A 25,418-nucleotide genomic window follows, 5' to 3' on the forward strand; every position below is an offset into this window, starting at 1 on the left:
TCACGAATTTCACAAATGGCTTGTTCGTGTTATTTGTGAAATTTATTAGTGTTATTCGTGTTTAATAACTATAAATATTGATTAATCAAGCTTTCCAGATACTCCTGTTTACCGCTTTCTTGGCCGACTTCTCCAAGGCCTTCTGCATGAGAAGCCAGATCGGTTAATGATAATTTCTCTTCTTCGAAATCTTTTCCTTTTCCGCCGTCGAAAGAAGAATATCTGTTCGTTCTGATTTCAGAATATTTTGATTTTTCTAAAATAGCATCAGCGGCTAGGAAAGCTCTTGCAAAATTGTCCATTCCGCTTACATGAGCGATGAAAATATCTTCCAAATCTGTTGAATTTCTCCTGATTTTTGCATCAAAATTCACCCCGCCACCTTGGAAACCTCCGGCTTGGATGATCACCAACATCGCCTGAGTCATTTCATAAAGATCAACAGGAAATTGATCTGTATCCCAACCATTTTGATAGTCTCCACGATTGGCATCAATGCTTCCTAACACGTTATTATCGGCAGCAACCTGCAATTCATGTTCAAAAGTATGTTGAGCAAGAGTCGCGTGATTAACCTCAAGGTTAAGCTTAAAATCATCCAATAAATCATATTGACGAAGGAAGTTTAAGCAAGTTGCCGCATCAAAATCATATTGATGTTTTGTTGGTTCCATTGGTTTTGGTTCAATGAAAAATGTTCCCTTGAAACCTTGAGCACGTGCATAATCTTTTGCCATATGTAAAAACTTTGCCATATGTTCAAGCTCACGCTTCATATTGGTGTTTAATAAAGACATATAGCCTTCACGACCACCCCAGAAAACGTAATTTTCTCCGCCTAGTTTGATGGTTGCATCCAGTGCATTTTTCACTTGTCCGCCTGCGTAAGCCAACACGTCAAAAGATGGGTTGGTTGCCGCACCGTTCATGAATCTTGGATTTGAGAAACAGTTTGAAGTTCCCCACAATAATTTTACCCCAGAAGCAGCTTGCTTTTCTTTGGCGTAATCTGTAATAAATTCTAATCTCTTTGTTGATTCTTTGAAATTATCTGCTTCATCAATTAAATCATAATCATGGAAACAGTAGTAAGGAACACCCAATTTTGTGAAAAACTCAAATGCAGCATCCATTTTTTCTGTTGCTCTTTGTTTGGAATCTGTAGCTGTTAACCAATCGAAATGCTGAGTTCCCACTCCGAACGGATCTCCTCCTGTTGCGCAGAATGTATGCCAGTAAGCCGTTGCAAACTTGAAATATTCTTTCATCGTTTTTCCACGAACGACTTTATTTTCATCATAAAATTTGAATGCCAAAGGATTATCAGATTCTCTACCTTCAAATTCAATTTTTCCGATTCCTTTAAAATACTCTTTGTTACCTGTGATAATTGCCATTATATTTTGTTTAGTTGTAATTTTAATTAATGATTTTTATTAAATCTTATGTTTTAAATTTAAAAAATGTAATCGATTGCATTAATTGTGATTAAAATTTATAAATCTTTAAAACTTTAGAACTAAATAATTATCATGGCTTTAAATGTAATAATTTTATATAATATGCGGTAATTTTTTGAGAATTTGCAAATTGTTATGGAAAGCTTTTTCTTTGCTGTTTATTTTCAGTGGTTTAAGAATTTATCTTATTGTGTAATTTATGATAAGTGTTTAAAATTAAGCATAATTTCATTGGACTTTTTCTCCTAAAGTCATATCTGAAGTTTGAATTTGGTTGATTGATTTTATAAGTTTGAAAATTGAATTTACAAACATGTACACATCCAGTTTGTCATTCCGCAGAAATCTCAATTATATATTTTAAAACTAAACTTAGTTTTCCCCGGAATGACAAACTATGGATGATTTTTATAAAGTAATTTTTTTGATTAAACATACAATTTAAGTCTAACTAATTTTCTTCCAAATCAGATCGTTATTTTCCAGAGAAACTTCTACTTTATCGCCTTCTTTATATTCGTCTGCAACAATTTTTTTGGCTAAAGGTCTTCTTAATCGCCCTCTGATAATACCTTTTAATGGTCTTGCTCCGTATTTAATATCATAACCTTCCATTGATAAAAACTCTTTGGCTTCCTGAGTAATATTTAATTCAATATTTAGATTTTTTACAAGATCTAATAATTCTTTTTTAAGATGAATTTCGAAAATTTTCAAGGCATTTTCTCTGCTGATGGGAGCAAAAGGAATCGTTTCCGTTAATCTTCCCAAAAATTCCGGACGGAAAAAACGGCTCATCATTTCCATTAATTTTGAAGAGGGCGGAATTTCTCCTTTTCCAAATGATTCTACAATAAATTCTGAACCAATGTTTGATGTAAAAAGAATAATGGCATTCGAAAAATCTCCTTCTTTACCCAATCTGTCGTGAAGTTTTCCTTCATCCATAATTTGTAAGAAAACATCAAAAACTGATGCGTGTGCTTTTTCAATTTCATCAAAAAGAACAATGGAGTAGGGCTTTTGCCTGATTTTATTCACTAAAAGTCCGCCTTCTTCATATCCAACATATCCAGGAGGAGCTCCATAAAGCAACGCTGCAGAATGTTCTTCTTTAAATTCAGACATATCAAAACGGATGATGGCATTTTCGTCCTGAAATAAGAATTCTGCCAACGATTTTGCAAGTTCTGTTTTTCCGGTTCCTGTTGGTCCTAAAAAGAAGAAAGATCCGATAGGCTGTCCGGCTTTACTTAGCCCTGAACGGGTTTCCAACACGGCTTCCGAAACGATGGAAATGGCATGGTCTTGCCCGACAACACGTTTAGCCAACACATTTTCCATATCATTTAGCCTTTGTTTTTCTTCTTCTTTTAGTTTTCCGATCGGGATGTTGGTTTTTTGAGAAATTATTAACGCTAAATCCAGTTCTGTAATATGCGTTCTTTTTTGCTGGGCTATTTTTTCAACACTTTCAATTAATTCTCTTGAATATTTTAAAATCTCATCTGAGTTTTCAAATTCCGGAATTTGATCTTCTTCTTCTTTATAGGTATCTGAAGTGCTGATGAGATATTTCGTTTTTTCAATCAAATCTTTTAACTGCCACTCGGAGTGTATTTTTCGTTCAGAATCATTATAGTTACTGGTATTATCTTCAAGATGAATGATCTTGGTTAATAAATGATTTTTTTCTTTTAAAAAGGATTCTCCTGCAGTTTTTAAAACCGACATGGTATGATCGATTAAGTCAATGGCAGAAGCGGGAAGACTTTTTTCTTTCATATATCGTTTGGAAAGGCGAATGGCTTCCTTCATAGTTTCGTCATCCACCTTGATTTTGTGGTGAATCTGATAATCTTCTAATGTCTGTTTCAGCATTCTCAGATGGGTTTCATCTTCTGTTTCTTCCAGTTTTAGAAGCTCAAACATCCCTGCAAGGCCTTGTTCTTTTTCTATTTTCTTCGTGTATTCTTCAATGGTTGAGGTTGCAATGATTGTTAAACCATTAGATATTTCACTTTTCAAAAGATTTACGATTCCGGAATCTGAGCCTTGATTTCCAAAAAGTGAGTGAAATTCTTCAATAATTAAAACAGATTTTGGAAACGCTTTCAACTCCTGAGCAATGCTTTTAATTCTATCCTCAATTTCTCCTTTGTAAGAAGCTCCGGCAACCAACGCGCCCATATCCAACTCAAAAATTTGAAGCCCGGAAAGAAGATCCGGAGTTTGTTTTGCAATGTTTTTTTGAACAAAACCTTCTATTAATGCGGTTTTTCCAACACCGTGATCACCAATTATCAATACATTTTGCTTACTGAAACGACAAAGAATTTCTGTAATCTTATTAATTTCCGTGTTTCGGCCTACTAAAAGTTCTTTTTTGTTTTTGCTTTTTACCTGATCATTTTTATTGATGTAATATTTTTTAATAAAAGTATTACTTGTTTTTTTAGATATTTTGGGTTCATTTTCTGTTTTTAAATAAAATGAGTTAATGTCTTTCAATAATTCATCTCTTGTAGTAGGAAAAGTTTTCATATGATCAAAACTGAAGGCTACTCCCGGAGAACTGATCGCAGTTATCACAGCAAATAAAGATATTTCCTCTTCGTTCAGAATTTCTCTTATTGAATCGGCTTCTGCAAAAATCTCATCAATAATTTCATCAGGCTCACAAGAATAGATATTTGTTGAAGATTTAGGACTTTCTTCAATCCTCACTTCTGCCCATTCTTCAAGGTAAAAAACATCAATTCCTAGATTTTCTAAATTTTTCAAAAGACTAAGATCTCTATTGAGCATAGCTTTAAGCAAATGCGCGCCGCTGAAATATTTATTAAGGTTTTCTTTTCCTATTTCTTGTGCGATATTCAGAGCTTTTGTAACCTCTTGGCTGTAGGTTATTTCATTTTGATTCATGAGAGTTTGTGTTTTTACTTTAATAATAATTTTATTCCCTAACTAGTCAATTGATTGGTTTTTTAATTAATCTTTTACCCAAAGCATCAATTTTTTAACTTTATATTGAATATTAATGTTTTGGATGCAGTTTTTGGAATCTTTATTCAATCTAAGCGCTGTAATTTTTATTTTTTTGCCCATAATATTCTGGCAGAATTGCCCGAACGGCATCAGTTTTTTATCATTAATGACAACCGGAATTTCAAAATTTCCACATAGATAATCTTTAAAATCATCTTTTGTTTTTGCCTGTGCCGCTACCTGATTAAGAAGTAGTTGGAACTGTTCATTAGAAATTTCAGGAGCTTTTTTCTCAGCGATAATTGAGTCTTTTTTCGACTTAGATTTTGGAGATACTGGAATGTATTGAAGCATATCTACCAATGGATCTTTCTGAGCCGCTCCTCTTGGCAATGAAAAAGCAACGGCTTGTTTTTCAAATTCATAAGACTGAATGTCTATTTTTTGCTTTGCCTTAATCGCTTTTGGAGCTACATAAATCGTTTTTACGGCAGTATGTTCCACATCTCCATTCACGATTAGAGTAATTTTTTTCTCACCGACAGATTTGAATTTATAACTTGGATTTTTTCCTAAAGCATCAGTTCTTGAAGTTTCACCAAAACTCCATTCCCAAGATTCTCCACCTGTTTTATCTGCATCGAATTGAATGTTTTCGCCCACTGTTACTACATTTGGAGAAATGATAATTGGTAAATAACCGGTTTCTTGGCTGATACTGGTTATTGTTAACATTTTTTCATGGGTACAATTACCATTGATTTTTAATCTGACAATGTATTCGCCAGGCTTTTTATATTTATGAAATGTAATCTGTCTTCTATCTATAGCTGTGCTGTCTCCAAAATCCCATTCCCAGCTTTTTGCTCCTTTTGTATTATCCTGATATTCGAAAACACGATTAATTACATATTCATCCGCATGAATAAAAAACTTCGCATCATCGCAGTCAACATGTCTTGTATATTGATATAAAAGAAAAGAAAGGCTTACCAGAAGTAAGATCCCAAGGCTAATATAGATTCTATAATCTACATTTGGGAATAATGTTTGATTACTCTTTTTCATTGAAATGATTTGTGTTTTTGACAAATATATTTAGTATTTTGATTATGTACAACTCTTTTTTTTAAATAAATGAGAATTATTTTTTTCGTCACATAAAAAAAATATATATATTTGTTGAAACACAAAATAGATGAAATTCATTAACAATTACATTTACGTACTTGTTGTGCTCTCTTTCATTACGTCCTGCGGGGGTAAAAAATATATAAAAGAGATTCCCTACAATTACTCTTCTGATAGTTATCTTAAAGATAAAGATCAGCAGCACAATTTGTCTACAAGCAATTACTCTGTAGTAGATGATAATTCCGAAGGTTTAAACGATGATACTTTAAGGATAAAAGAGAAATACTCTATTCTTATGGGGGTAATGCCTAAAGATATTAAAGATTACAAACTGTATTCTTATGTCGATGGCTGGCTGAGCACCCCGTATAGAAAACAAATGCTTGAAAAAAATGTTGGTGTTGATGCTTCCTATTTTGTGCAAGCCCTTTTCAGTGATGTTTATGGTGAAACATTTTCTAAAACGCCGGACGGTATTTTCAGATCTAAAGACATTCAGCTTTTTACAGGAAGATCTTTCCTCCAAGAAGGAGATATATTGTTTTTCCGTTATGATAAGAGCCATCCCATCTCTGATGTTGGTATTTATCTTCATAATGACAGGATTGTAGCATGTACCACAAATGGTCTTAATATCTACAATTTCAATGATGAATATTTTCAATTAAGATACGTTGCTGCAGGACGTTTAAAGCAAAAATAAATAGAACCATGAGAAACTTAGACCATCTTACTAAGCAGATCAATGCTTTAAAACATGATATAAGAGCTGAGGTTGTTGTTAATGATTTGTTGAGAAATAATGAGATTGATGAAAACCAATATGTGATACAAAAAGAAGGTCAGTTTTCCCGTGCTTATCGGTTTGACATTTTACAGTCTGAAGTTACAGATTATGACTACGACAGTAAGCAAATACTGAAACTGAATCTTTCCAGAGACAGCATGTATGATATGCTTCCTGAGAATCTTACCCATCAAACTCAAAATGATACTCCGGATAAGGATGTTGATCTAATGATCAGAGAGTATCAAACTCAGAAAAAACAACAGAAAGCTGCCCGAACTTTTTTTCAACCTTTTGAAAATGAGATGTTCAGCTATGGTGTAAATGTAGAAAATCTGGAGAACGATTTTTTATTTGAATTAAACAGTTATCTGGCTCCGGAAATGTTTTATGATTTTTGGAGGATCGACAAAGATTTTCCGCCATTATTGATCTCAAAATTTATCAGATTACTACCTTTTGCTTACAAAATTGTAGGAAATATTGAGGAAGCATGTCACATTCTTTCCATTTTACTGGAAGAAAACGTGAGTGTAACCTATAAAGGGCATCATGAGTATTCGGATGAAAGTCAAAATATTGAATTGGGAATGAACAGGCTAGGATTGGATCTTATTGCAGGGACTACTTATGATGATTACTCATGTCATTTGGATTTGCAAATCGGACCACTAAAAGGCTCTTCTTTTATCGATTATATTCATGAAGGGAAGAAGAAACAATTTATTGAAATGTTTTATGACCACTTTTTCCCTATTGAAGTGGAAATAAATACCATTGTTCTCCTGCCGAAAGAAAAACAGGATTTTGAATTTAATACCACAGAAATTCCTGTTTTAGGATATAATACAATGATATAACACAAATGATATGACACAGATAAGCATAAAAAAATATTTTATTAATCTCTTAGACCCAAAACTTTTGGTGATGTTATTCATCGTTTTGGCTTTATGTATAATCCTGACCATGGTTTTTGGTCAGAAAGTACCCTCATTCAAACAAAAATATAAAGGTAAATTTTACACCTATCTGTTTTCTTTTGCTTTTGTATATGCTACTGTGGCGCTGCTTGGGTATAATAAACTTTTTTCTAATGATAATTTATATGAATTTATTTTTTATCAGTTCTCTTCATTAATTATGGGGATTATCCATTGTATTCTTTACAGAGATATTTTCAACAAATTTGATTCTCAAAAGATAGGAACAGAATATCTTTTTGCTATGATAGCTGTTTTGTACGCCCTGATTCCGTTTTCATTAATATATACTTTCCTGAATTCATCGGATTTTGTTTATCTGATGCTTGGGCACTTTATTATATTCTTTATTCCGACATTTTTGAATGATACATTCAACAGAGCGATGTCTATCCCTCCAAAAATTTATAAAACTTGGAAATTTCCACAAAATTATATGGATGATAACGGGCTTAGTGATGAAGAAATGAGAGATATGGTCGTATTTACATTTTTAATGGATAAAGATAAAAATGCAAAAAAATACAGTGTTTATCGAGCAAAAGGACCGACACGAGTAGACTTCGGAAGGCTTTTCTATAATTTCGTTTTAGATTATAATGATAAACATCCGGGAGGTCAGATTCAGATTGAAGATCAAAACGGATTGTTTAATTGGGTATTTTTTCTGCAGCCAAAATGGTATGAAGCTACCAAATATGTTGACCCTGATCTTACTCTTTACATGAACGGAATTGAAGAAAACAGCGTTGTTTTTTGTCTGAGAACAGAACAGGTAATGGCTGATGAAGGAGAAAAAATTAAAGAAACTGACTACGAATTTACAAGGGAAGATGAAAGAAAAAGAAATGCTAAGAAAGAAGAAGAGGTAGAAGTAATAGATCAAAATCAATAAGAATGGTTCAGCAAATTTTAGAGAAAAAATATCCTTTCCGTAAAGAATATGGTATTGTGCAGACACTTTTTGAAGATGATTTTGAGAAAAGTAAAATCACCTTTGTTACTGAAATTGAAAGACTTGAACCTTTTGAGTATTCTATTAGACGAAAGAATATATTGATCAATGATAAAGCTCCGGATCTTGTTATAGAACAGATTTCAGAAAAAATTGGAAATATATTTTTTCCGTTGGAAGTGGAAACTTTGGAAAACGGTAATTTGAAGCATATCAGTAATTTGGATGAAATTAGAAAACGTTGGAAAAGTCTGAAACCGAAGCTTGTAGAATATTATAAAGGAAAATTAGCACAAGGACTTATAAAAAATATAGAAGATGAATTAGAATCAAAAAATATAATACAAAACAGGATTCTGAATAGTTTTTTTTATCGCCTTTATTTTTTGCCGTTTCGGGATTATATAAAGGAAGAAAACACTGATTTTGATTTGTATCTGCCCGTTTTTCCTTTTAAAAATAAAGTAAAATACAATATTCAGATTATTGATTCTAATCTATCTGAAGAAGGAAAAGTAATGATGAAAATTTCAGGAAAATGTATCGATCCGAGAAGTTTTGAGCAAATTATCAATAATAGAAAAATTGCAGAATCAGATGAAGAGAACTTCATCGGAAAAGTAGAATTAACCTATCAATTTAATAAAGAGGATGGTTCTATTTTCTCAATACATGCGGAAATCAGCTTACAAAGTAAAGATGAAAAAAAGGTAAGGTTGATCAATTTTGAACTGTATCAATTATAAAAAATACAAAATAAGATGAGCGAAAAACATTTAGTATGTCAGGGAGCAACCTGCAAATGTAAGTTCGGAACTGCGCCGGACAAGCTGAAGGTGAAAACCCAAAGCAAACGCTATATCAATGACAAATATGGAAAAGAAAAATTAACGGCTACCCACAAAGACATCGGGAAAACCTTTGAAAAAAATACTTTCGGAAGCTGTGCAAAAATGAATAATAATCCTTGTCAGGCTGTAGTAACAGAGTGGAGCGGATATTACGAAAAGATAGTAATAGAAGATAATAAAGGAAAAGTTTTGCTGGAAGACAGCAAGGCTACTTGTCCCATAGGTGGAAAAGATTGTATAGACATCATTAACCACGGACAGACAAGTGAGGTCACTTCTCAGAATTTCAAAAATGCAGACAATGATGTTTTGGTAGAAATATGTCCGTTTTTTGATTTTAAAGAGATGGCAGATGATATGGAAATGGAAGAAGAGGAAGCAGATTATATGTAAATCTTACAACACAAAAACACGATGAGCAAAAAAGGTATTTCGAAGATAAAAGGTCCTTCCGAGATTCGTCTTGGTGAGACGGCTTATTATGAAGTAAGCCGAATATACGATCTTGATGATAAAAAGAAAGTAGACGCCGCAAGATGGAAATTGTATGCTTTAGATTTTAAGCATCATGGTAATTGGCGCGAACTGACACCCAAAGCCGGAACTCCTCCCAAAATAGGGTACCGCGTTCCGGTTATAGTAACCAATCAATCGTTGGTTGGGAGTGAACTGATGTTGGAAGCTTATATTTATGAGCCCGAAAAGCGTATTCCACCGGGATTAAGGATCAAAGTTCTGCCAGGGATTGAGAAGAAAATCACACGCGTGGATCTTTTCAAAGTAGATGATACTCCTATCAAGGACGATACGGTTATGAAGTATGGTCAGACCATAAAAGTGAAAGTCTACACCCAGAATATGCAGAATGAAATGATGAAGTTAAGTCTCTACGAAGATGATGCTCAGGGTGGTGGAGACAGTCCAAAGAATAAAAACAATAGGGTAGCCTACATCAAAAAACTTCTGAATAAAAAAGGTTTTCTAGTGCATGAGTTTAAACTGAATATTGATTTTGCTAAAATTGCCAATGCCGTTATGGATGGCAGCCACGACAAGCTCCATGAATATTATGTAGTCGTGGAAACCGCCGAACATAAATCGGTAAGTAAAAATGTAGATGTACAAAATCCTGATTATGTGAAAGTACAGACGGTAAGCAGTGGTGTTGATACCGAAAAAATTTATGAGGGGATTGTGATTGAAGAGGTTGTTATTATAGGAAAATACAAGAAGCAACCGGGAACAAATCCTCCTGTGAATACTGGGGAGAAAGTGGCAACGGTTGCTAAACCTGATGAGAAGAAGAAAGAAAATAAAGAATGTGAATGTTTTTGTAATAAAGAAATTACACCCGAAACTTTAAGAGAAATGGTAATTGCAATGAGAAAAGCAACCTATGATGATGCGGGTGAAAATTTTTACAAATGGAATAAAGATTTACTTTTCACAGGAGGACATGAAAAATTTAATGATAAATCCTATGCTAAATTTGCAGAAGTATTAAAAAGTACGTTCGAAAAATATGAGATAACATCTTGTATTAGAAAAATCCACTTTCTTGCACAATGTTATCATGAAACAGGCGCTTTTATGAGAAGTGTGGAAGGAGGTAAGGATGATAAATTTTGGTATGATCCATACAGAGGAAGAGGATTTATCCATCTAACGTTGAAAGGAAACTACCAAAAATTTAAAGAAGATTCAAAATTTGACGTTGTAAATAACCCAGAACTGGTTTCTACAAATATTGAAATTGCGGCTAAATCTAGTGGATGGTATTGGAGATATAATGATAAAGGAAATATAAATCCATTTGCTGATAAAGATAGTGTTTTTGATACTTCAAGATTAGTTAATAAACCTAATGCGACAAAATCATCCTCTATAAATGGATATAATCAAAGAGTCAACGCAGTTAATGCATTAAAGGTTGTTTTTAAGTATCCTCAAAATTGTTGTAGTTTAAATGAAAAAGAAACCCCAAATGAAAATAATTTATGTCCAAGTGGTTCAGATGATTGTATATGTACTACCGCATTTAAGTTTGAAGATGGCTTTATAAATCATTCAAAGGTTATAAAAGATCATATTAGTATTATTGAACATGGTTTATTCAAAGATCCAAAAACAAGTATTCAAAAAATAGTTTTACATAGGACAGCAGGAGGTACAACACAAGCTTGTAAAAATGCTTTTAAGAATGGAAGAAAAAACAAGAGTGGAGGGATTGATCATTATGGAACACATTTTATAGTAGGCAAAGATGGAGTTATAACTCAAACTGCAAATTTAACAAAAGTTACATGGCATTGTGCAGGATGGAACTCAAAATCTGTAGGAATTGAGGTCGTTGGTTTTGCAATTGATAAAGATGGTAAACCAACATTAGGCTTGAAAGGCCAAAACCCAGTTGCCGGATGGGAAAATTTAACTGAAAAGCAAGCGAAATCAGTTGCATGTCTTGTTAAGGCGTTATTAAATTATTATAGTCTAGATATAAGCAAAATTGATTGTCATGAACATTTAGCTCCCAAAGAAAAAGGAGAGGGACAAATTGTTTTCGATGCAATTAAAGAGTATTTAAAATAAAATTTATGAAAAATATAATTTTAATCTTATTAATGCCATTATACATTTTTAGTTCATGTAAAGGGCAGGATAAAGAAGAAAAGCAAAAGCCTGAGGTTTATAAAGCTAAATGTGAAGGAGAATATTCCACAGGTCAGAAAACAACTGAAAGAGAAAAAAAATGGTCTTTAACAAAAAGCGATATTTTATCAATAATTAGTTTCTCTAAAGAAATTGATGCTCAGGAAGTACATTATGCCTATCCTGTAATTCCTTGTAATATTGATGTTAAGGGTTTTAATCTAAAAGGAAAGAAAGTTAATTTATTTATAAATGGTGGTTCTCATTTACAGATTACAGATGGTTCAAAAATTACAATTTTAGGTTGTGATGATCCTAAATGCAAAAAATATTTTTTACTTCCAAAAGAAGATATGAATGACGAAGCAGAAATTGTCAATGATTCAAATTATAAAGTAAAAAATACATATAAAGTTGATTTTGATAATGATAAAATAAGTGATTCTATAATTATTAAACAGAACACTGAACAACAACAAGAGTTTAAAATGGAAATGTATAAAAATGGAAATTTATTTTTCAGCAAACTATTCTATTGCGACTCTATGTTACTAGATCTACAAGTCAAATATGGGCAAATATTTAATATTAAAATTGAAAATAAAGATCAATATGATAATGTTTTTAGAAAAGTTACTATTCCTGTTTTATTTAAAAACAAAGAATTTTATATTGAAAAACTATTTGTTGCAAACTTTGGAATAAGTGCAAAAACAGGATATAATGAATGGACTACAAAAGAAATTTCAAATAAGACAAATCTTGAAAATCTTGATATAGATGCTTTAGAGTCTAAGAATAATGGTGACTATAAGTAGACTATAAAGCCGAAGATTATATGAAAACAAAATTTGATGAAAATGGGAATGCGATTAAATAAAATAGTCTATCTAATAATTTCATGCATGTTTATTTTTTACAATTGTAAAGATAATCCTGTAAAACCAAGTGTTGAAAAACAAAAGTTAATTACTTCAGATACGATTATTAGCAATATTAAAAAAGATTGTGATGTCAATATCGAGCATAATATTTATGACTATTTATTATGTACGACATGGAAGGATTTGGATGAAAAAAGTATAAAAAAAATATTACATTATGCCAAAGAAGGAAAATATTCTGAGTTCAGAAATACTATTGAGCCTGAAACTCCATTTTGGATTAATTCAGACTTAAAAATAAATGGAAAATCTTATGAATTGAAAATAAATGGAATGTCCTATTTATATTTAATAGATAAAGCTGAAAATAGAAAATTTCTAACTTTTAATTCTCAAGAAACCTCAAAAGTAGAATCATACTTTATTAGAAACTTGACAGAAGATGATGATGAAAATTATAATACGAAACTAAATCAAATAAAGGCTAATTTAAAAAATAAAAAAGTTGATATTTCAAAATGGTTAGGAACATTTACATTTGACAATAATAATTATGAACAACAATACAAAAAATACACTTTAAGCATTAATAATAATAAAATCACTTTTTATCAAGGAGAATTACCTGGCTGTGAAATATATTGTAGTCCTTATATATTTAATAATGACCTTTACTTATATTACAATGCTGAAAATACAAACTGTGATGGATTCGACACAGAATTAATTGATAAACTTCGTGATGGTGATTTAATACTTAAATTATCTAATCAAAAAGGGAAGAAATTTATCCAATCTCCTATAGTAAACGTTTGGGACGATAATACGTCTAGTTTTAAACTGGATATTCCAATAAAACTGCAATAGAAATAAATTTTTCAAATTATATGAAAAATACAATCAATAGTATATGTTTGCTTGCTTTAATTCTCATTTCGCTTTCATGTAAGAAAAACAACAGACTTAAACAAGCAGTATTCAACTCAAATACAGATGAAATTAGGACAGATTCGATAAAACTGATAAAAGATACTATCCTTTTTGTAAACTCTTCTGAAGGTGAAGATGTTAAATTTTCAATAAATAATACTACACAAGATTCTATAATAGAAAGTGAGGTATTAGGGGAAACGGGTAAATCAACATATAAATTTATTTTTAACAAAAAACTAAAAACAGGAGAGTGTAATACATATAGATATAATGAACCTATTTATGTTAATCCAAATCCCAAAATCAAATCACACACAAAAGAAACCCTTTTTACATCATCTAAAACAAAAGAAAGATTACAAAAAATATTTAATAGTTATACTACAGTTTTATTTAAAACTACTTTAAGGAAATCCAATATTTGGAATGGAGTTTATTCATTTTCTATAAACGAAGATTCAGATGATTGGAGAAATATCCACGAAATAAAATTGACTATTTCAAAGGATTCAATCACGTATTTGGCTGAGGGTTTTCAATTATATGAATACTATATGTTATCATCTAAAAACAATAAAAAAACGATAACTCTAAATTTTTTAAAAGCATTAGACAATACAGAAAATGAAATTCATTTACAAAAAACTAAAGATTTTGGAATCATTGGTTTTGATGGAAAAGACTATGTTTTGCAAAGCCCATATATTGACATCAATTTAAATGATGAAAAAAAACAAAAGTATAAGCTAAAAAAAATAAAATGAGAAAATTAATGAAACATATAATTTTTCTTTTAACGCTTATTAGTTTGCAAGATTGCAAAGGGCAAAATGACAAAAAAATAAAAGAATTAAATAAATTTTATAGCCTTTATTTTTCTGCAATGGAAAACGTAGATAATACAAGTGAAAATGATCTTGATTTAATTAAGCGAAAATATATGACAAGTCAGCTATATGAAAAACTTAAAAAAATAAATATGGATTATGATCCAGTCATAAATGCTCAAGATGTAGATTCCAACTGGCAGAAGTCAATTGATATTAATCATGTTAAAGATGATTTATTTAAAATGTGCATTAAAAATAGTTATGATAAATCACTAAACTGTACTTATTTAAAAGTAGAAGAAAATTTTAAAATATATGATATACAAGTTAATGATATAGCAAGTATTTTAAATTATATAAACGAAGATGAAACATATATTGAGGCTCAAAATAATATTATAAATAAAGATTCAGTCAATGCTAAAATAATTTCAGGTAATTATCAATATGGTAAATGTTCCGAGTCAAAACCTAGTTATTATTTTATAGATGATGAAGGACAATTTAATTTTTATACTCCTAAAAATAAATGGGTATCTATTTCTACAACTTCTAAAAAAAACGGAAATATTTACGGGATACAATATAATTTTCTTACCGGAGTATCAGGTGAAAATAAGGATTTAGATTGGAATAATTTTTCAATGAAAGATGAAATTGCTGAAATTAAAGTAATTGATAACAATCATTTAGAATTTAAATGGTTAGGGTTTTATAATCTAAAGAAAAAACAAAAGGATTTCTTAGAAAATCCTTTCAATAAAGATAAAAATCCAATTGTATTAGAAAGATGTAATAAATAAAATAAAAGATGAGAGGAATTTGTTTTAAAAGCTATTCATTAATATTTTAAATAAAAATGAAAAAAATAATATTCTTAGTAATTGTTCTACTTATCTCAATAAGTTGCAATAAAAATTTAGAAACTAGTAATAAAGTAAATCTAGATACTATAAGTGTTAAAAATAGTACAACAAATGAAATTAAAACAATAAAAGAAAATAATTGTGATGATGGTGATGAGGTTAGTAACTCAATAGATTATTCTGTAAATGGTCGGTGGAAAATGAGCTGTGGAGAGGGGGTTGGTAGTCTGACTGTTCAGAATAAAAATGCATCATTGGTTGTCCTCTCAAATCAAATATATATTGAAATGACCGAAACAAAAAGATATGATTTTGAAAAAGGAATTGCTTATAAACTAAAACAAATACCTGAAGATTTGGGAACTTATGGAATTAAACTAGATTGGAAGCAGTATTTAAATGATAAACCTATTGCTTATATAAAAGTCATTGATGACAATACGATAAATTTTATTGGTATGGCTTCTATAATAATAAAACTAATAAAAGAGAAATGGCGGAATGTGAATTTAATCAAGAAAGCAGTGATAAAGATTTAATGTTGAAAAAATGTAATGATTAAAGTCTTAATAATCATAGTGTCAATTCTCCTTACAAATTACAAAGGACAAGATAAGGATGTTGAGATAAGAAACATAAAAGTGAAAGAAGTAAATCTTAAAAATATAACATTTTTAGGAGTAAATAAAACTGATAGTATATATACCGTTTATAACAGATGTGATGAAGGATATCCTAGTATTCACTTTAAACAAAATGAATTTTATTTTTATGATCCACAAGAAGGAGCAAATTATATAATTAAAGATATTAAGAATGGTAATAATAGATATGTTATAAATACGACTGGTTATTATTTTATAGAAGGTGAAAATATAATAAAGCAAAATGATACTTGGTTTTTAGAAAAAAAAGATGATTTATTATGGACTTTCCAAAATAAAAAATGGAAAAAAAAGATCATACTTTCTGACAGTATAAATCTAAATAAGAAGAAAATTGCATATAAAAACAGGAGATAATGAATGGACTACAAAAGAAGTTTCGAATAAAGCATATCTTAAAAATTTAAATCTAGATAATGTGTATCGAGGAGATGATAATTGGGATTATGAATGAAATATTTGATATAAAAAGTGAAAATCAGCAAAATTAAACGCCAATAAATAAAACAAAACAATGATAGAAAAATTAAACCACTTCCCCGTAAATTGGATCGATGGGATGAAGATTAATAAAACGCATTTCAATGCGGTTCAGGATTTTATAAGTGATTCTGTAAGAGACTCGGTAGGGATTCACACATCAATGATCAACTACGGGTTGTTGCCTGTAAATGATTCCATAAAAATGAATTTGATCATTGATAATCATAAATTATTAAGAATAAGAGTAGAGCAGTGTTATGCCATTACTCCCAACGGATCAAGGATTGATATCGGAAGTGGAACAGCAGATTCTATTTCCCTTTCATTACCTTATCCTGAGGCGGCTTATGAGATAAAAGACAATGAAATCTTGGTTCTTTTTGCTTGTCTTTCGGTCAATAATTTTAAAAGAACGCCTTTCGGAGAGCCGGATCCGGATGAAAATCCGCCAAGATATCCTTACACACAGCCGGAATATTCACTGAATTTGATTCAGGAGGCAGAACTTAAAAATATTTCAGGTTTCGGAACCAATTATCTTACAATCGGAAAAATCCTTGTCAATGCCAATGAATCAAGGATCGATGAAAATTATATTCCGCCTTCCGTGTATGTTGCCAGCCATAAAAAACTGCAGGAATTGTATTTGGAGATTGATCGTTTTTATGGACAGATCGAATTGTATTCGGTTCAGATTGCTCAAAAGATTTATGGCAAAAAACAGTCTAACGCATTAGCCTTAATGATGGAATTAATGACAGACAAAACGCTGAATTATTTAGGCAAAGAAATCAACAGATTCAGATGGATGTCTCCACATACAGAACCTGCCAATATGTTTTTATCTGTTGTAGCATTGGCAAGAACGTTGAAAAATTTTATAGACGCAAGATCTGGAGCTGGAAAAGAAGAATTGCTGAATTATTTTGCAGAATGGTGCAACGTAAGTCAGGGAAATTTTGAAATGATTTTTTCTGATGTCATCAACGCAGAATATAATCACAACCAGATGGATATTACAATTGCCAAGATTGAACGATTTATGAAAACACTGGAAGAGTTGTATTCAGTTCTCAGCAGACTTGATTACATCGGTAAAAAACGTGACGGAAGTATCTTCGTTTCAGAAAATACGGATGACAGAGATTCTGTAATTCATGCAAAACGTAGTAGAACTTTCTTGGCAGATTAATTTAATTAAAACACAAATTTATGGAGGTCCTTAATAAAAGAGAGCGTTCAAAGGCTTTTTCACTATTCATATTATTCTTTATCATCACGGTTGTTGTGTTGATAACGGCGATACTTTTTAATGCTTATTTCCCTTTTAAAGAAAATAGTTTATTAAAATCCGAAAATGCCAAAATGAAAAAAGAAATGGAAATTCAGGATAGTTTTTCCTTTCAGTTAGAAAAAGTAAAGGCAGCAACAGATTCAATCGGAGTGCCGAAGCAGAATGATTTTTTCAATGAAAAACTGGCACTCTCAATGCTTGCGGAAATGTATAGCAAACTTCCCAAAGATACATTGAAGAATAAAGTTCTATACAATAATACCATCATTGGGTATAAAGATTTGATTGATGCTAAAAAACAGATCAAGCAACTCTCAGGAAATCAGATGACAATGGATAGTCTAAGCTCGATCAACAAAACACTGAAAGATGAATATGATAAAATGAAAACCGACTTGGAAGTCTGCAGACAGCTTTATCAGGCACAATAACAAGATTTGTTATGAAAATATATAAAATCATTTTTCTAAGTCTGCTGTTTTCGGTGTTTTTCTCAAAGGCACAGAAAGCTTCTTCTGATTCTGCATACGTAAGTTTCGATTGCGAGATCGTGCAGACCAAACAAAAACTGGACAAGAAATTTTTTGCAAGCACATCGGCTTTGCATTTGAGAGCAAATAATGAAGAATACAGTTACAGTACGTTACAGCTAGGGAAAAGAAACAATAAAATATTTATGTATATCCATATTTTGGCTAATAATGTCTGCATCAAGAAAGATAAAAATGTGGATATCTATTTTAAATCCGGTGAAGTAATTACCCTTAAAAATGAATATCCTCTGAATTGTGAAGGCTTTTTTGCAAAGCAATTAAAAAAGAAAGAGTTAGAGAAATTAAAAGCAAATGAAATCACTCTAATTAAAGTATATACCTACGAAAAGAATTATGAATATTATGTAAGCGATATTGATAATTATAATATTGATAATCAGACTGATTGCCTGTCTTCCTATAAAGTTAAAAAGACAGATGAGGTAAAAATTAAAAAACAAAAGAATACGAAAGAATGAGTCCTCTTCCTGAACTTAATCTGAATTTAGGAATCGTAAAAGATTCTCATTCATCATCCTATGCAAAAGGTGATGGAGAAATTATTGTGAGAACAGATTCTGAGCTCAGAAAATATAAGATTACAATAATAATTTCGGATCAGGAAGTTGGGAAAATTCAGTTGAAAATAGGAAATAAAGAAGTTGAGATTCCTACCTACAAATTAACAATTACAGATGATAAAACCAATGAAACAGAAGCTTATCAGGTTACACGTGATACGTTAAGTTTTGTAACATCAAAAACCAAAAAGAGTTTTCTATCCTTTTTCGGATTTAAAAGATTTGATAAAACGTCTTTTTTATATGAAAATATTCCTTTTGAACCCAATTTGGAGAGTATAGAAAAGTTTGATCTTTCAAGGTACAGAAGTTTATCTGAAGAAAATCTTACTTACAAATTATCAGGAAACGGAAAAAATGTAATGCTGCATGCCGGAAAGATTAATGAATTTGAAAAGCCGGAAGATATTTTACAATATTTTATAATTGTTGATAATCACGATGGAATGAGCTTCATTGGAAATATTTTATACAGAGAAAAATTATTGAAACTCACTCCAAAAGTTGAGCTTCAAATCATAAAAAGGAAGAAAATTCCGAAGAATTTTGAATTTGATGAAAAAGGAAATGTAAGCAGGTTGATATATTTATAAACAAACACAAATTGCGCAAGTATGAAAGGGATTTATTATAAAATACCAATTGATTTTGGAGCTTTAGTAGAAAAAAAAGACACAGAAAAAATATCGATCGACAATTCTATTGCTCAACAGATATTTCTTATTGCCACAACATCTTTGGGTGAATGTAAGTTCGATGAATCATTCGGTTCGGAGATTTGGGAAATGGATTTCGACCTTCTGAAAAGTGACAATATATTAAAGGAATTCATCGGGAATTCTTTGAAAAAAGCAATTGCGATGCACGAAAAAAGACTTGAACTAAGAGATGTTGAAATATATATCGATGACCATAATATTGGTGGATTAGGAAAAAAAAGAATGAAAAAACGTGTTAACATTGGCGTTAAAGGCCTTGTCTTGGAAACAAACCGTCCTTTTTTATTTCAGAATTCTTTTTTCGTAGGACCATTATCATATTAAATTTATGAATCAGGAACGTATAAAAGACAGAATATTACGGCGTGCTGCCAGACTTTGGGGCTATAATGAACTCGAAGCAGAAACTTCATTCGACCCGATTGTAAGTTTGCTGCTATCGGCTTGTGCATCCGAATTGGAGAAACTAGGTTTTGAGCTTGAAAGTTCGAGATCAAGAATTATTGAACGCGTTTTGGAAATCATGTTTCCGGAAGAGGTTTCAGGCGTAATTCCGGCAAGGACATTACTGCAGGTGACACCTCTGGAAAATAATGTCAAAGTATCACTTTATAATCATTTTAAAACCTCCAAAAGGATTCATAATGTGTATAATCCGACTGAAAGCCTTAGTAAAGATGTATATTTTACACCCACTTTAGAAGCTACTTTAACAACAGCAAAAGCAGAATATATTGCTTACGGAAATACACTGAACCATATTGAAAGTTTCTTTTTCAGTGATACCATTGCGAAAAGTGAAACCCATCTTCCGCCCGGAGAATTATGGTTTGGAATTCGATGCCCCAATAAGGAAGATCTTGATCAGCTTATGCTCTATATTGATATCAATAATAATTATCAGAAAGAGCTGTTTTTCTATTATTTAAAGCAGGTAAAAGTATATTTCGGAGATCAGGAAATTAGCCTGCAGGAGGGATATAATGTAGACAATCAAAATCTTAATCTGGATAATATTATTACAAAGAATTATTCGGATCTCGAGCAGATTTATACAGACGTAAATCAGTATTATTTTTCCAATTATTTTACATTAAAAGATAATTTGAAGCATGATGAAAAGCCGGAAAATGTAGAATTATTTACCCGCTATTTTAAAAATACAAAACTGGGTGAAGATGATAATTTGATTTGGTTGAAATTCAAATTTTCGGAAGCGATTGTTGGAGATATTTTAGAGAATGTTCACATTTCTCTGAACTGTATTCCGGCTGTTAATATGAATAATTCCAGATCGTTTCACAGAGTGACGGGAAGGCTTAATATTATCCCGATCATTTCAGAAAACAGCTTTTTGGATCTGGACTTTGTGACGGATGAGACAGGACGAAGATTTGATGTTAAAAATTATAATGCAGAATCTGAAAATATTTCTGCCGTTCTAAGAAAAGGCGGAATTTCAAGATTTGATCAAAGAAGTGCTTCCGAACTTTTGCAGTATATGTTGGAGTTAATTAAAGATGAAACTGCAGCTTTCGCAGGAATTGGCGGTGATTCTGCGAAGGAAACTTTACGACAGATCAGTCAGAATATTGCGGCACTGCATCAATTAGCCAAGGAAAAAAGTTTTTCTCAAACCAATAATCCCTATCTGATTATTAATGCTGATTCTCAGGAAAAGGAAATTGCCTGTGCCATTTCGTATTGGCTTACGTTGGCAGAAGAAGGAAACGACATTAAACCTGGAACCGTACTTTCTGTTGAAGAATCTGAAAATTCAGTTTTAGATAAATCGGCAATTATGATCAAAGCTTCCGTTGGCGGTAGAAAAAGTTTGTCATCACAAGATAAGATTTTAGAATATAGAAATTCCCTTCTGACAAGAGGAAGAATTGTCACGGTTGCCGATATCAGAGCTTTTGGGATGAGTCATTTTAAAAGTACAATTAAAGATATTGAGGTAAAAAAAGGAACTAAAAAAGAAGTTTCATTAAAAGGAGGATTTAGCAGAACGATAGATGTTTATCTGGTTCGGAATAGTGAAGCTATAAAAAATATTGCACCATCCGAATGGGAATATTTATGTGAAAGTTTCCTGCTGAAACTGAAAGAAAAATCAGCAAATATATATCCATACAGAATTTTCGAAAAATAATTATAAACAATTTAAAACACATTTTATGTTATCAAACAAAGGAATTGGTGGAAATGAAGTTCCACGCGACGCAAATGAGGCCATCGCCGAGATCCCTCAAAACAGAACGATAATCGCTCACAAACTTACAGCAGATGATCCTGTAAAACCTGAGCTTGTAGAAGGTCTTAGTACGATTGACAAAGTATTTGAACATTTTAAACCCGAATTTAAGGTAGATTTTGAAGATGCCGACGGAGCGGTAAAAATGGAAAATCTTAGATTCAAGAATTTAGGAGACTTCGGAACGAAAGGAATTACCGAGCAGAGTAATTTTCTTTCAGGTTTGGAAACTGAAAAAGATCAGTATCAAAAAATTATTAAGCAGTTGAAATCAAATAAAATTTTAAAAGCTGCACTAGAAGATGCTGATGCAAAGAAAGCATTATATGATACTTTACAGTCTTTGATCAGTGAATTAGAAGAAAATAAATAAAAAACACAAAAAAAACGAAAAAAATTATGTCAAACAAACCACAAGCACAAAACGCTGAAAATCCGGTATTGGAACAGCAAAAAGTACAGACAGGAAAAGTTTCTGTAGAAAAAAGTTTAGAAAAATTAGTAAGATACGGAGGTTTCGATCTTTTGGAAACTTCTATTGAAGGAGTACAGAACATTAATCCGGACAGAAAAGCAAGAAGAAAAATTTTCTTAACAGAAAAAAGCAAGGAAAAGGAAAGAGATACGCTGAAAAAGACGCTTCAGCTTTGGGCAGAAGTAATCAGCAAGAGCGAATCTTTAACAGATATGGTGGCGGACTGTGAAGATCAGAGAAAAAAAGCTGAGGAATTATTAACCAAAAACCTTTCTAAAGCAGTTGATGTTACCAGAGAATTGGAGGCCAACTATAGAACGGTAGGAATGTTCTATAAAAATACAGAAGCTGAAAAAGTTAAAAATATAACAATTGTCAACGCTAATCTTGAGCAGTTGAAAGATCTTGATAATACAAGATTTATTGATTCTATTCATGCAGAGCTTTCTGATAACTATGATAGATTAGACCTTAAAAATAATTATGGAATTCTTGTAATTCCTGGATATTTGGGATCTAATAAAGTTGTTGAAAAATGGGCTAAAATTGCGCACGAAAATAAAGTGATGTTGGTGACAGATTTCGAACATTTGGATGAACCGGATGATGTTATGGAAATGTTTGATCAGGCATATCTTACAGGTGGCGAAATCTACAGATCCAATGTCTTAATGACTTGTAATTGGTTAGTTGGAAGAGGAAGATTTGAAGAAATTCATGAAAGTGAAGATCTGTTCATTCCACCTTCAGGAGCTTTGGCCGGTAAAATTTACAAAACGTTGATGTCTCAGGTGACTGCGGGTAAAAAATTCGGCGGAATTAATGAAATCGACGGAGTAAAATTCGATCTTAAAAAAAGTGAAATCGCGAATCTTGAAAACCTTGGATTGATCCCTATGGTCAACGAATACGGAAAAGTGATGGCATTCTCTGGAAAGACTTTATTCAACGGAGATAACTTAGGCCTTCAGACGTATTCTGTGGTAAGAGTTTTCGATTATGTAACTAAAGTGTTGATGGATTTCTTAAACAGAAGAGCTTTCGAAAACTTTACGGCAGTTACGAGAAAAGAAATCATGGGGCAGATGGTTCGTTTTCTTGATGCAATCACAGGTCCCGGAAAGCTGATCGAAAATTTTGAAGTGAAAAGATTTGAACAAGATCCTGTACAGAAAGACAGAATCCATTTGGATATCCATATGAAACCTTATTTCCCTGCTAAAAACTTCCTTATTAAAATGGATGGCCACAAGGGTGATGACGGTAACGAATGGGATACTGAATACGAGCAAAAATAATTTGCTTGTAAGTATGACTAATAGAGGTTTTTATTTGTAACTCTCTGTTAGTCATGTTAGAAAAATACATAGGAAAGTTGCACGGTGGGAAATTATTTATATCTTAGCGACAGATATATTTCCATATTTGGTATTATTTATTCTTAAAATTAAAAATATATTTATTATGTCATTTAAAACAAAACTAAAAGTTGCGGGGAAGGACCGCAATGTATTGTCGATTAATTACGACTTACTACAAGAAACAGATCCTACAGGAAGACCATCTTCCGTTACCAGAGGTGGGAAAATCGAGATCACGGTAGAAGGAACGGGCGAAACCGATCTATTCGAATGGATGACCAATTCATTTGAAAGAAAGGATGGAAGCGTTGTATTCTACAAACGTGACGGAGATGCTACATTGAAAGAACTCAAATTCAAAGAAGCTTACATTGTTAATTATCGTGAGAATTTCGATTCCAGCGGAGATAATCCTTTAACAGAAACGTTCACGCTTTCGGCTAAATAGATTCAGCTAGGGACTGGGAAACATGTTAATGAATGGGTGTAATATCACTTTAATATTAACCTTTATTTACGCATACAACCAAAATACTTGAGGGCGGTTTTCTTATGTTTTCCAGCGATTCGGAATATCAAGGGAATATATTGATGATGGAAAAAGATTACCAAAACCAAGAGAAAAAAGCACAATTTAACAAACAAATTTTAATACAAAAAAACAATTCATTATGTCATTTAAAGCAAAATTAAAAGTAGCAGGAAAAGAATACAATGTTCTCAATGTAAGCTACGGATTATTCCAGGAAACAGATGCAACTGGAAGACCTTCTACAGTAACGAGAGGTGGTAAAATTGAAGTTGTCATCGAAGGTACAGGATCTACAGACCTTTTCGAATGGATGACAAATTCTTTTGAAAGAAAAGACGGAAGTGTAGTATTTATAAAACGTGACAGCGATGCAACATTGAAAGAACTGAAATTCACTGAAGGATATTTGGTTAAGCATAGAGAAAACTTCGATTCTACAGGAGCTAACCCACTTACAGAAAGTTTTACGATTTCTGCAAGAAAGATCGAATTAGGCTCGGGAGCTTATGAAAACGAATGGGTATAATTCATGAATAATAAGTAATGGGTAATTTCTTGTTACCCATTCCTTGTTTTTATAAATGATTAATGATAATTGATCAATGATTTAATTATTGAGAATATTTTTCTTAATTAATAATTAAATGGTTAGTATTAGCTTGTCATGCTGAGCAAATTCTAAGCATCTATTATTGATCAATTATCATTCATCACTTATCATTTATAATTTCAACTCATAACAAAAAAACACATATGTCATTTTTATCAAAATTAGAATTAGACGGAAATACGTATAATGTTCTTGAATGTCATTATAGTTTTACGCAACAGACCGACGGAACGGGAAAACCGCAGGGAATGCCCCAAGGAGGTGAGATCACCATCAGAATAGAAAGTACGGGAAATCCTGAATTACTGGGCTGGATGCTGGATCATCATCAGACCAAAAACGGAAAAATAATCTATTACAGAAGAGATGCGATGAGCAAACTTCAGGAATTGAGTTTTGAGAAAGCATACTGTATAAAATTTTCAGAACATTTTGAATCTAAAAATACGGAGCCTTTACAAATAGAACTTCATCTTATCGCAAAAAAGTTTGATTTGAATGGAGCAATTCACGAAAAAACATGGAGAGAATAATTTTATAAGTAAAAGGTAATCAGTGATAAAAATAAAACGTTTTTCCAAATTACTC

At 31.7% G+C, this 25,418-nt stretch carries 26 protein-coding genes; 23 read left to right on the top strand and 3 right to left on the bottom strand.

Annotated elements, in window-relative coordinates; translation table 11 throughout:
• Positions 1-68: 68 nt before the first annotated feature.
• The 3 genes from xylA to EG348_RS10520 all read right to left on the bottom strand — a co-directional run bounded on the left by xylA (position 69) and on the right by EG348_RS10520 (position 5,516).
• Positions 69-1,397: a xylose isomerase gene (gene xylA, locus EG348_RS10510; protein ID WP_123983078.1), complete on the bottom strand. Its 1,329-nt coding sequence runs from the start codon at positions 1,395-1,397 to the stop codon at positions 69-71.
• A gap of 510 nt (positions 1,398-1,907) precedes the next feature.
• The gene (locus tag EG348_RS10515) at positions 1,908-4,385 is read right to left on the bottom strand and encodes an AAA family ATPase (protein WP_123983079.1); all 2,478 of its coding nucleotides are present in this window, start codon (positions 4,383-4,385) and stop codon (positions 1,908-1,910) included.
• A 66-nt stretch (positions 4,386-4,451) separates the two neighbouring features.
• Positions 4,452-5,516 carry a PKD domain-containing protein gene (locus tag EG348_RS10520; RefSeq protein WP_123983080.1) on the bottom strand — a complete coding sequence of 355 codons (1,065 nt, stop codon included), beginning with the start codon at positions 5,514-5,516 and terminating at the stop codon, positions 4,452-4,454.
• A gap of 130 nt (positions 5,517-5,646) precedes the next feature.
• On the opposite strand from EG348_RS10520, the gene EG348_RS10525 reads away from it, so the two are divergent.
• The 23 genes from EG348_RS10525 (at position 5,647) to tssD (EG348_RS10635) (ending at position 25,363) form a co-directional block, all read left to right on the top strand.
• Entirely contained in the window at positions 5,647-6,285 is a 639-nt protein-coding gene (locus tag EG348_RS10525) for an NlpC/P60 family protein (protein WP_123983081.1), read from the top strand.
• An 8-nt stretch (positions 6,286-6,293) separates the two neighbouring features.
• On the top strand, positions 6,294-7,229 hold the full coding sequence (locus EG348_RS10530; protein ID WP_123983082.1) for a hypothetical protein: 936 nt from the start codon (positions 6,294-6,296) through the stop codon (positions 7,227-7,229).
• 10 nt (positions 7,230-7,239) lie between these two features.
• Complete coding sequence (locus tag EG348_RS10535; protein ID WP_123983083.1) at positions 7,240-8,247, top strand: TssN family type VI secretion system protein; 1,008 nt, start codon at positions 7,240-7,242, stop codon at positions 8,245-8,247.
• Between the two features lie 2 nt (positions 8,248-8,249).
• A complete protein-coding gene (locus tag EG348_RS10540; RefSeq protein WP_123983084.1) occupies positions 8,250-9,053 on the top strand; it encodes a hypothetical protein in 804 nt (267 codons plus the stop codon).
• Between the two features lie 15 nt (positions 9,054-9,068).
• Positions 9,069-9,551, top strand: coding sequence for a DUF4280 domain-containing protein (locus EG348_RS10545; RefSeq protein ID WP_123983085.1), 483 nt, complete (start codon positions 9,069-9,071; stop codon positions 9,549-9,551).
• A gap of 21 nt (positions 9,552-9,572) precedes the next feature.
• On the top strand, positions 9,573-11,747 hold the full coding sequence (locus tag EG348_RS10550) for an N-acetylmuramoyl-L-alanine amidase (protein WP_123983086.1): 2,175 nt from the start codon (positions 9,573-9,575) through the stop codon (positions 11,745-11,747).
• Between the two features lie 5 nt (positions 11,748-11,752).
• Positions 11,753-12,625: a hypothetical protein gene (locus EG348_RS10555; protein ID WP_123983087.1), complete on the top strand. Its 873-nt coding sequence runs from the start codon at positions 11,753-11,755 to the stop codon at positions 12,623-12,625.
• A gap of 36 nt (positions 12,626-12,661) precedes the next feature.
• Positions 12,662-13,558, top strand: coding sequence for a hypothetical protein (locus tag EG348_RS10560; RefSeq protein WP_123983088.1), 897 nt, complete (start codon positions 12,662-12,664; stop codon positions 13,556-13,558).
• A gap of 20 nt (positions 13,559-13,578) precedes the next feature.
• Positions 13,579-14,388, top strand: coding sequence for a hypothetical protein (locus EG348_RS10565; protein ID WP_123983089.1), 810 nt, complete (start codon positions 13,579-13,581; stop codon positions 14,386-14,388).
• Complete coding sequence (locus tag EG348_RS10570; RefSeq protein WP_123983090.1) at positions 14,385-15,257, top strand: hypothetical protein; 873 nt, start codon at positions 14,385-14,387, stop codon at positions 15,255-15,257. The genes EG348_RS10565 and EG348_RS10570 overlap by 4 nt, the downstream gene beginning before the upstream one ends.
• A gap of 56 nt (positions 15,258-15,313) precedes the next feature.
• The gene (locus EG348_RS10575) at positions 15,314-15,859 is read left to right on the top strand and encodes a hypothetical protein (protein ID WP_123983091.1); all 546 of its coding nucleotides are present in this window, start codon (positions 15,314-15,316) and stop codon (positions 15,857-15,859) included.
• Positions 15,860-15,961: 102 nt separating this feature from the next.
• Entirely contained in the window at positions 15,962-16,342 is a 381-nt protein-coding gene (locus EG348_RS10580) for a hypothetical protein (protein WP_123983092.1), read from the top strand.
• A 157-nt stretch (positions 16,343-16,499) separates the two neighbouring features.
• Positions 16,500-17,660 carry a hypothetical protein gene (locus EG348_RS10585; RefSeq protein WP_123983093.1) on the top strand — a complete coding sequence of 387 codons (1,161 nt, stop codon included), beginning with the start codon at positions 16,500-16,502 and terminating at the stop codon, positions 17,658-17,660.
• 20 nt (positions 17,661-17,680) lie between these two features.
• Positions 17,681-18,193 carry a type VI secretion system TssO gene (gene tssO, locus EG348_RS10590; RefSeq protein ID WP_123983094.1) on the top strand — a complete coding sequence of 171 codons (513 nt, stop codon included), beginning with the start codon at positions 17,681-17,683 and terminating at the stop codon, positions 18,191-18,193.
• An 11-nt stretch (positions 18,194-18,204) separates the two neighbouring features.
• A complete protein-coding gene (locus EG348_RS10595; protein ID WP_123983095.1) occupies positions 18,205-18,774 on the top strand; it encodes a hypothetical protein in 570 nt (189 codons plus the stop codon).
• Positions 18,771-19,469, top strand: coding sequence for a hypothetical protein (locus EG348_RS10600; protein WP_123983096.1), 699 nt, complete (start codon positions 18,771-18,773; stop codon positions 19,467-19,469). Before EG348_RS10595 ends, EG348_RS10600 begins: the two co-directional genes overlap by 4 nt.
• A 21-nt stretch (positions 19,470-19,490) precedes the next feature.
• Positions 19,491-19,919, top strand: a complete 429-nt coding sequence (locus EG348_RS10605; protein ID WP_123983097.1) for a GPW/gp25 family protein — start codon at positions 19,491-19,493, stop codon at positions 19,917-19,919.
• A 4-nt stretch (positions 19,920-19,923) separates the two neighbouring features.
• Positions 19,924-21,750 carry a type VI secretion system baseplate subunit TssF gene (locus EG348_RS10610; protein WP_123983098.1) on the top strand — a complete coding sequence of 609 codons (1,827 nt, stop codon included), beginning with the start codon at positions 19,924-19,926 and terminating at the stop codon, positions 21,748-21,750.
• Between the two features lie 25 nt (positions 21,751-21,775).
• Positions 21,776-22,225 (top strand): hypothetical protein, encoded by a 450-nt coding sequence (locus EG348_RS10615; protein WP_123983099.1) that lies wholly within the window; start codon positions 21,776-21,778, stop codon positions 22,223-22,225.
• 26 nt (positions 22,226-22,251) lie between these two features.
• Positions 22,252-23,625 (top strand): DUF5458 family protein, encoded by a 1,374-nt coding sequence (locus tag EG348_RS10620; protein WP_123983100.1) that lies wholly within the window; start codon positions 22,252-22,254, stop codon positions 23,623-23,625.
• A 166-nt stretch (positions 23,626-23,791) separates the two neighbouring features.
• A complete protein-coding gene (gene tssD / locus EG348_RS10625; RefSeq protein WP_123983101.1) occupies positions 23,792-24,136 on the top strand; it encodes a type VI secretion system tube protein TssD in 345 nt (114 codons plus the stop codon).
• Positions 24,137-24,359: 223 nt separating this feature from the next.
• Complete coding sequence (gene tssD / locus EG348_RS10630) at positions 24,360-24,746, top strand: type VI secretion system tube protein TssD (protein ID WP_123983102.1); 387 nt, start codon at positions 24,360-24,362, stop codon at positions 24,744-24,746.
• Between the two features lie 227 nt (positions 24,747-24,973).
• Positions 24,974-25,363 carry a type VI secretion system tube protein TssD gene (tssD, locus tag EG348_RS10635; protein ID WP_123983103.1) on the top strand — a complete coding sequence of 130 codons (390 nt, stop codon included), beginning with the start codon at positions 24,974-24,976 and terminating at the stop codon, positions 25,361-25,363.
• Positions 25,364-25,418 lie beyond the last annotated feature (55 nt).

It is taken from the genome of Chryseobacterium sp. G0201, assembly GCF_003815655.1.
Taxonomy (GTDB): domain Bacteria; phylum Bacteroidota; class Bacteroidia; order Flavobacteriales; family Weeksellaceae; genus Chryseobacterium.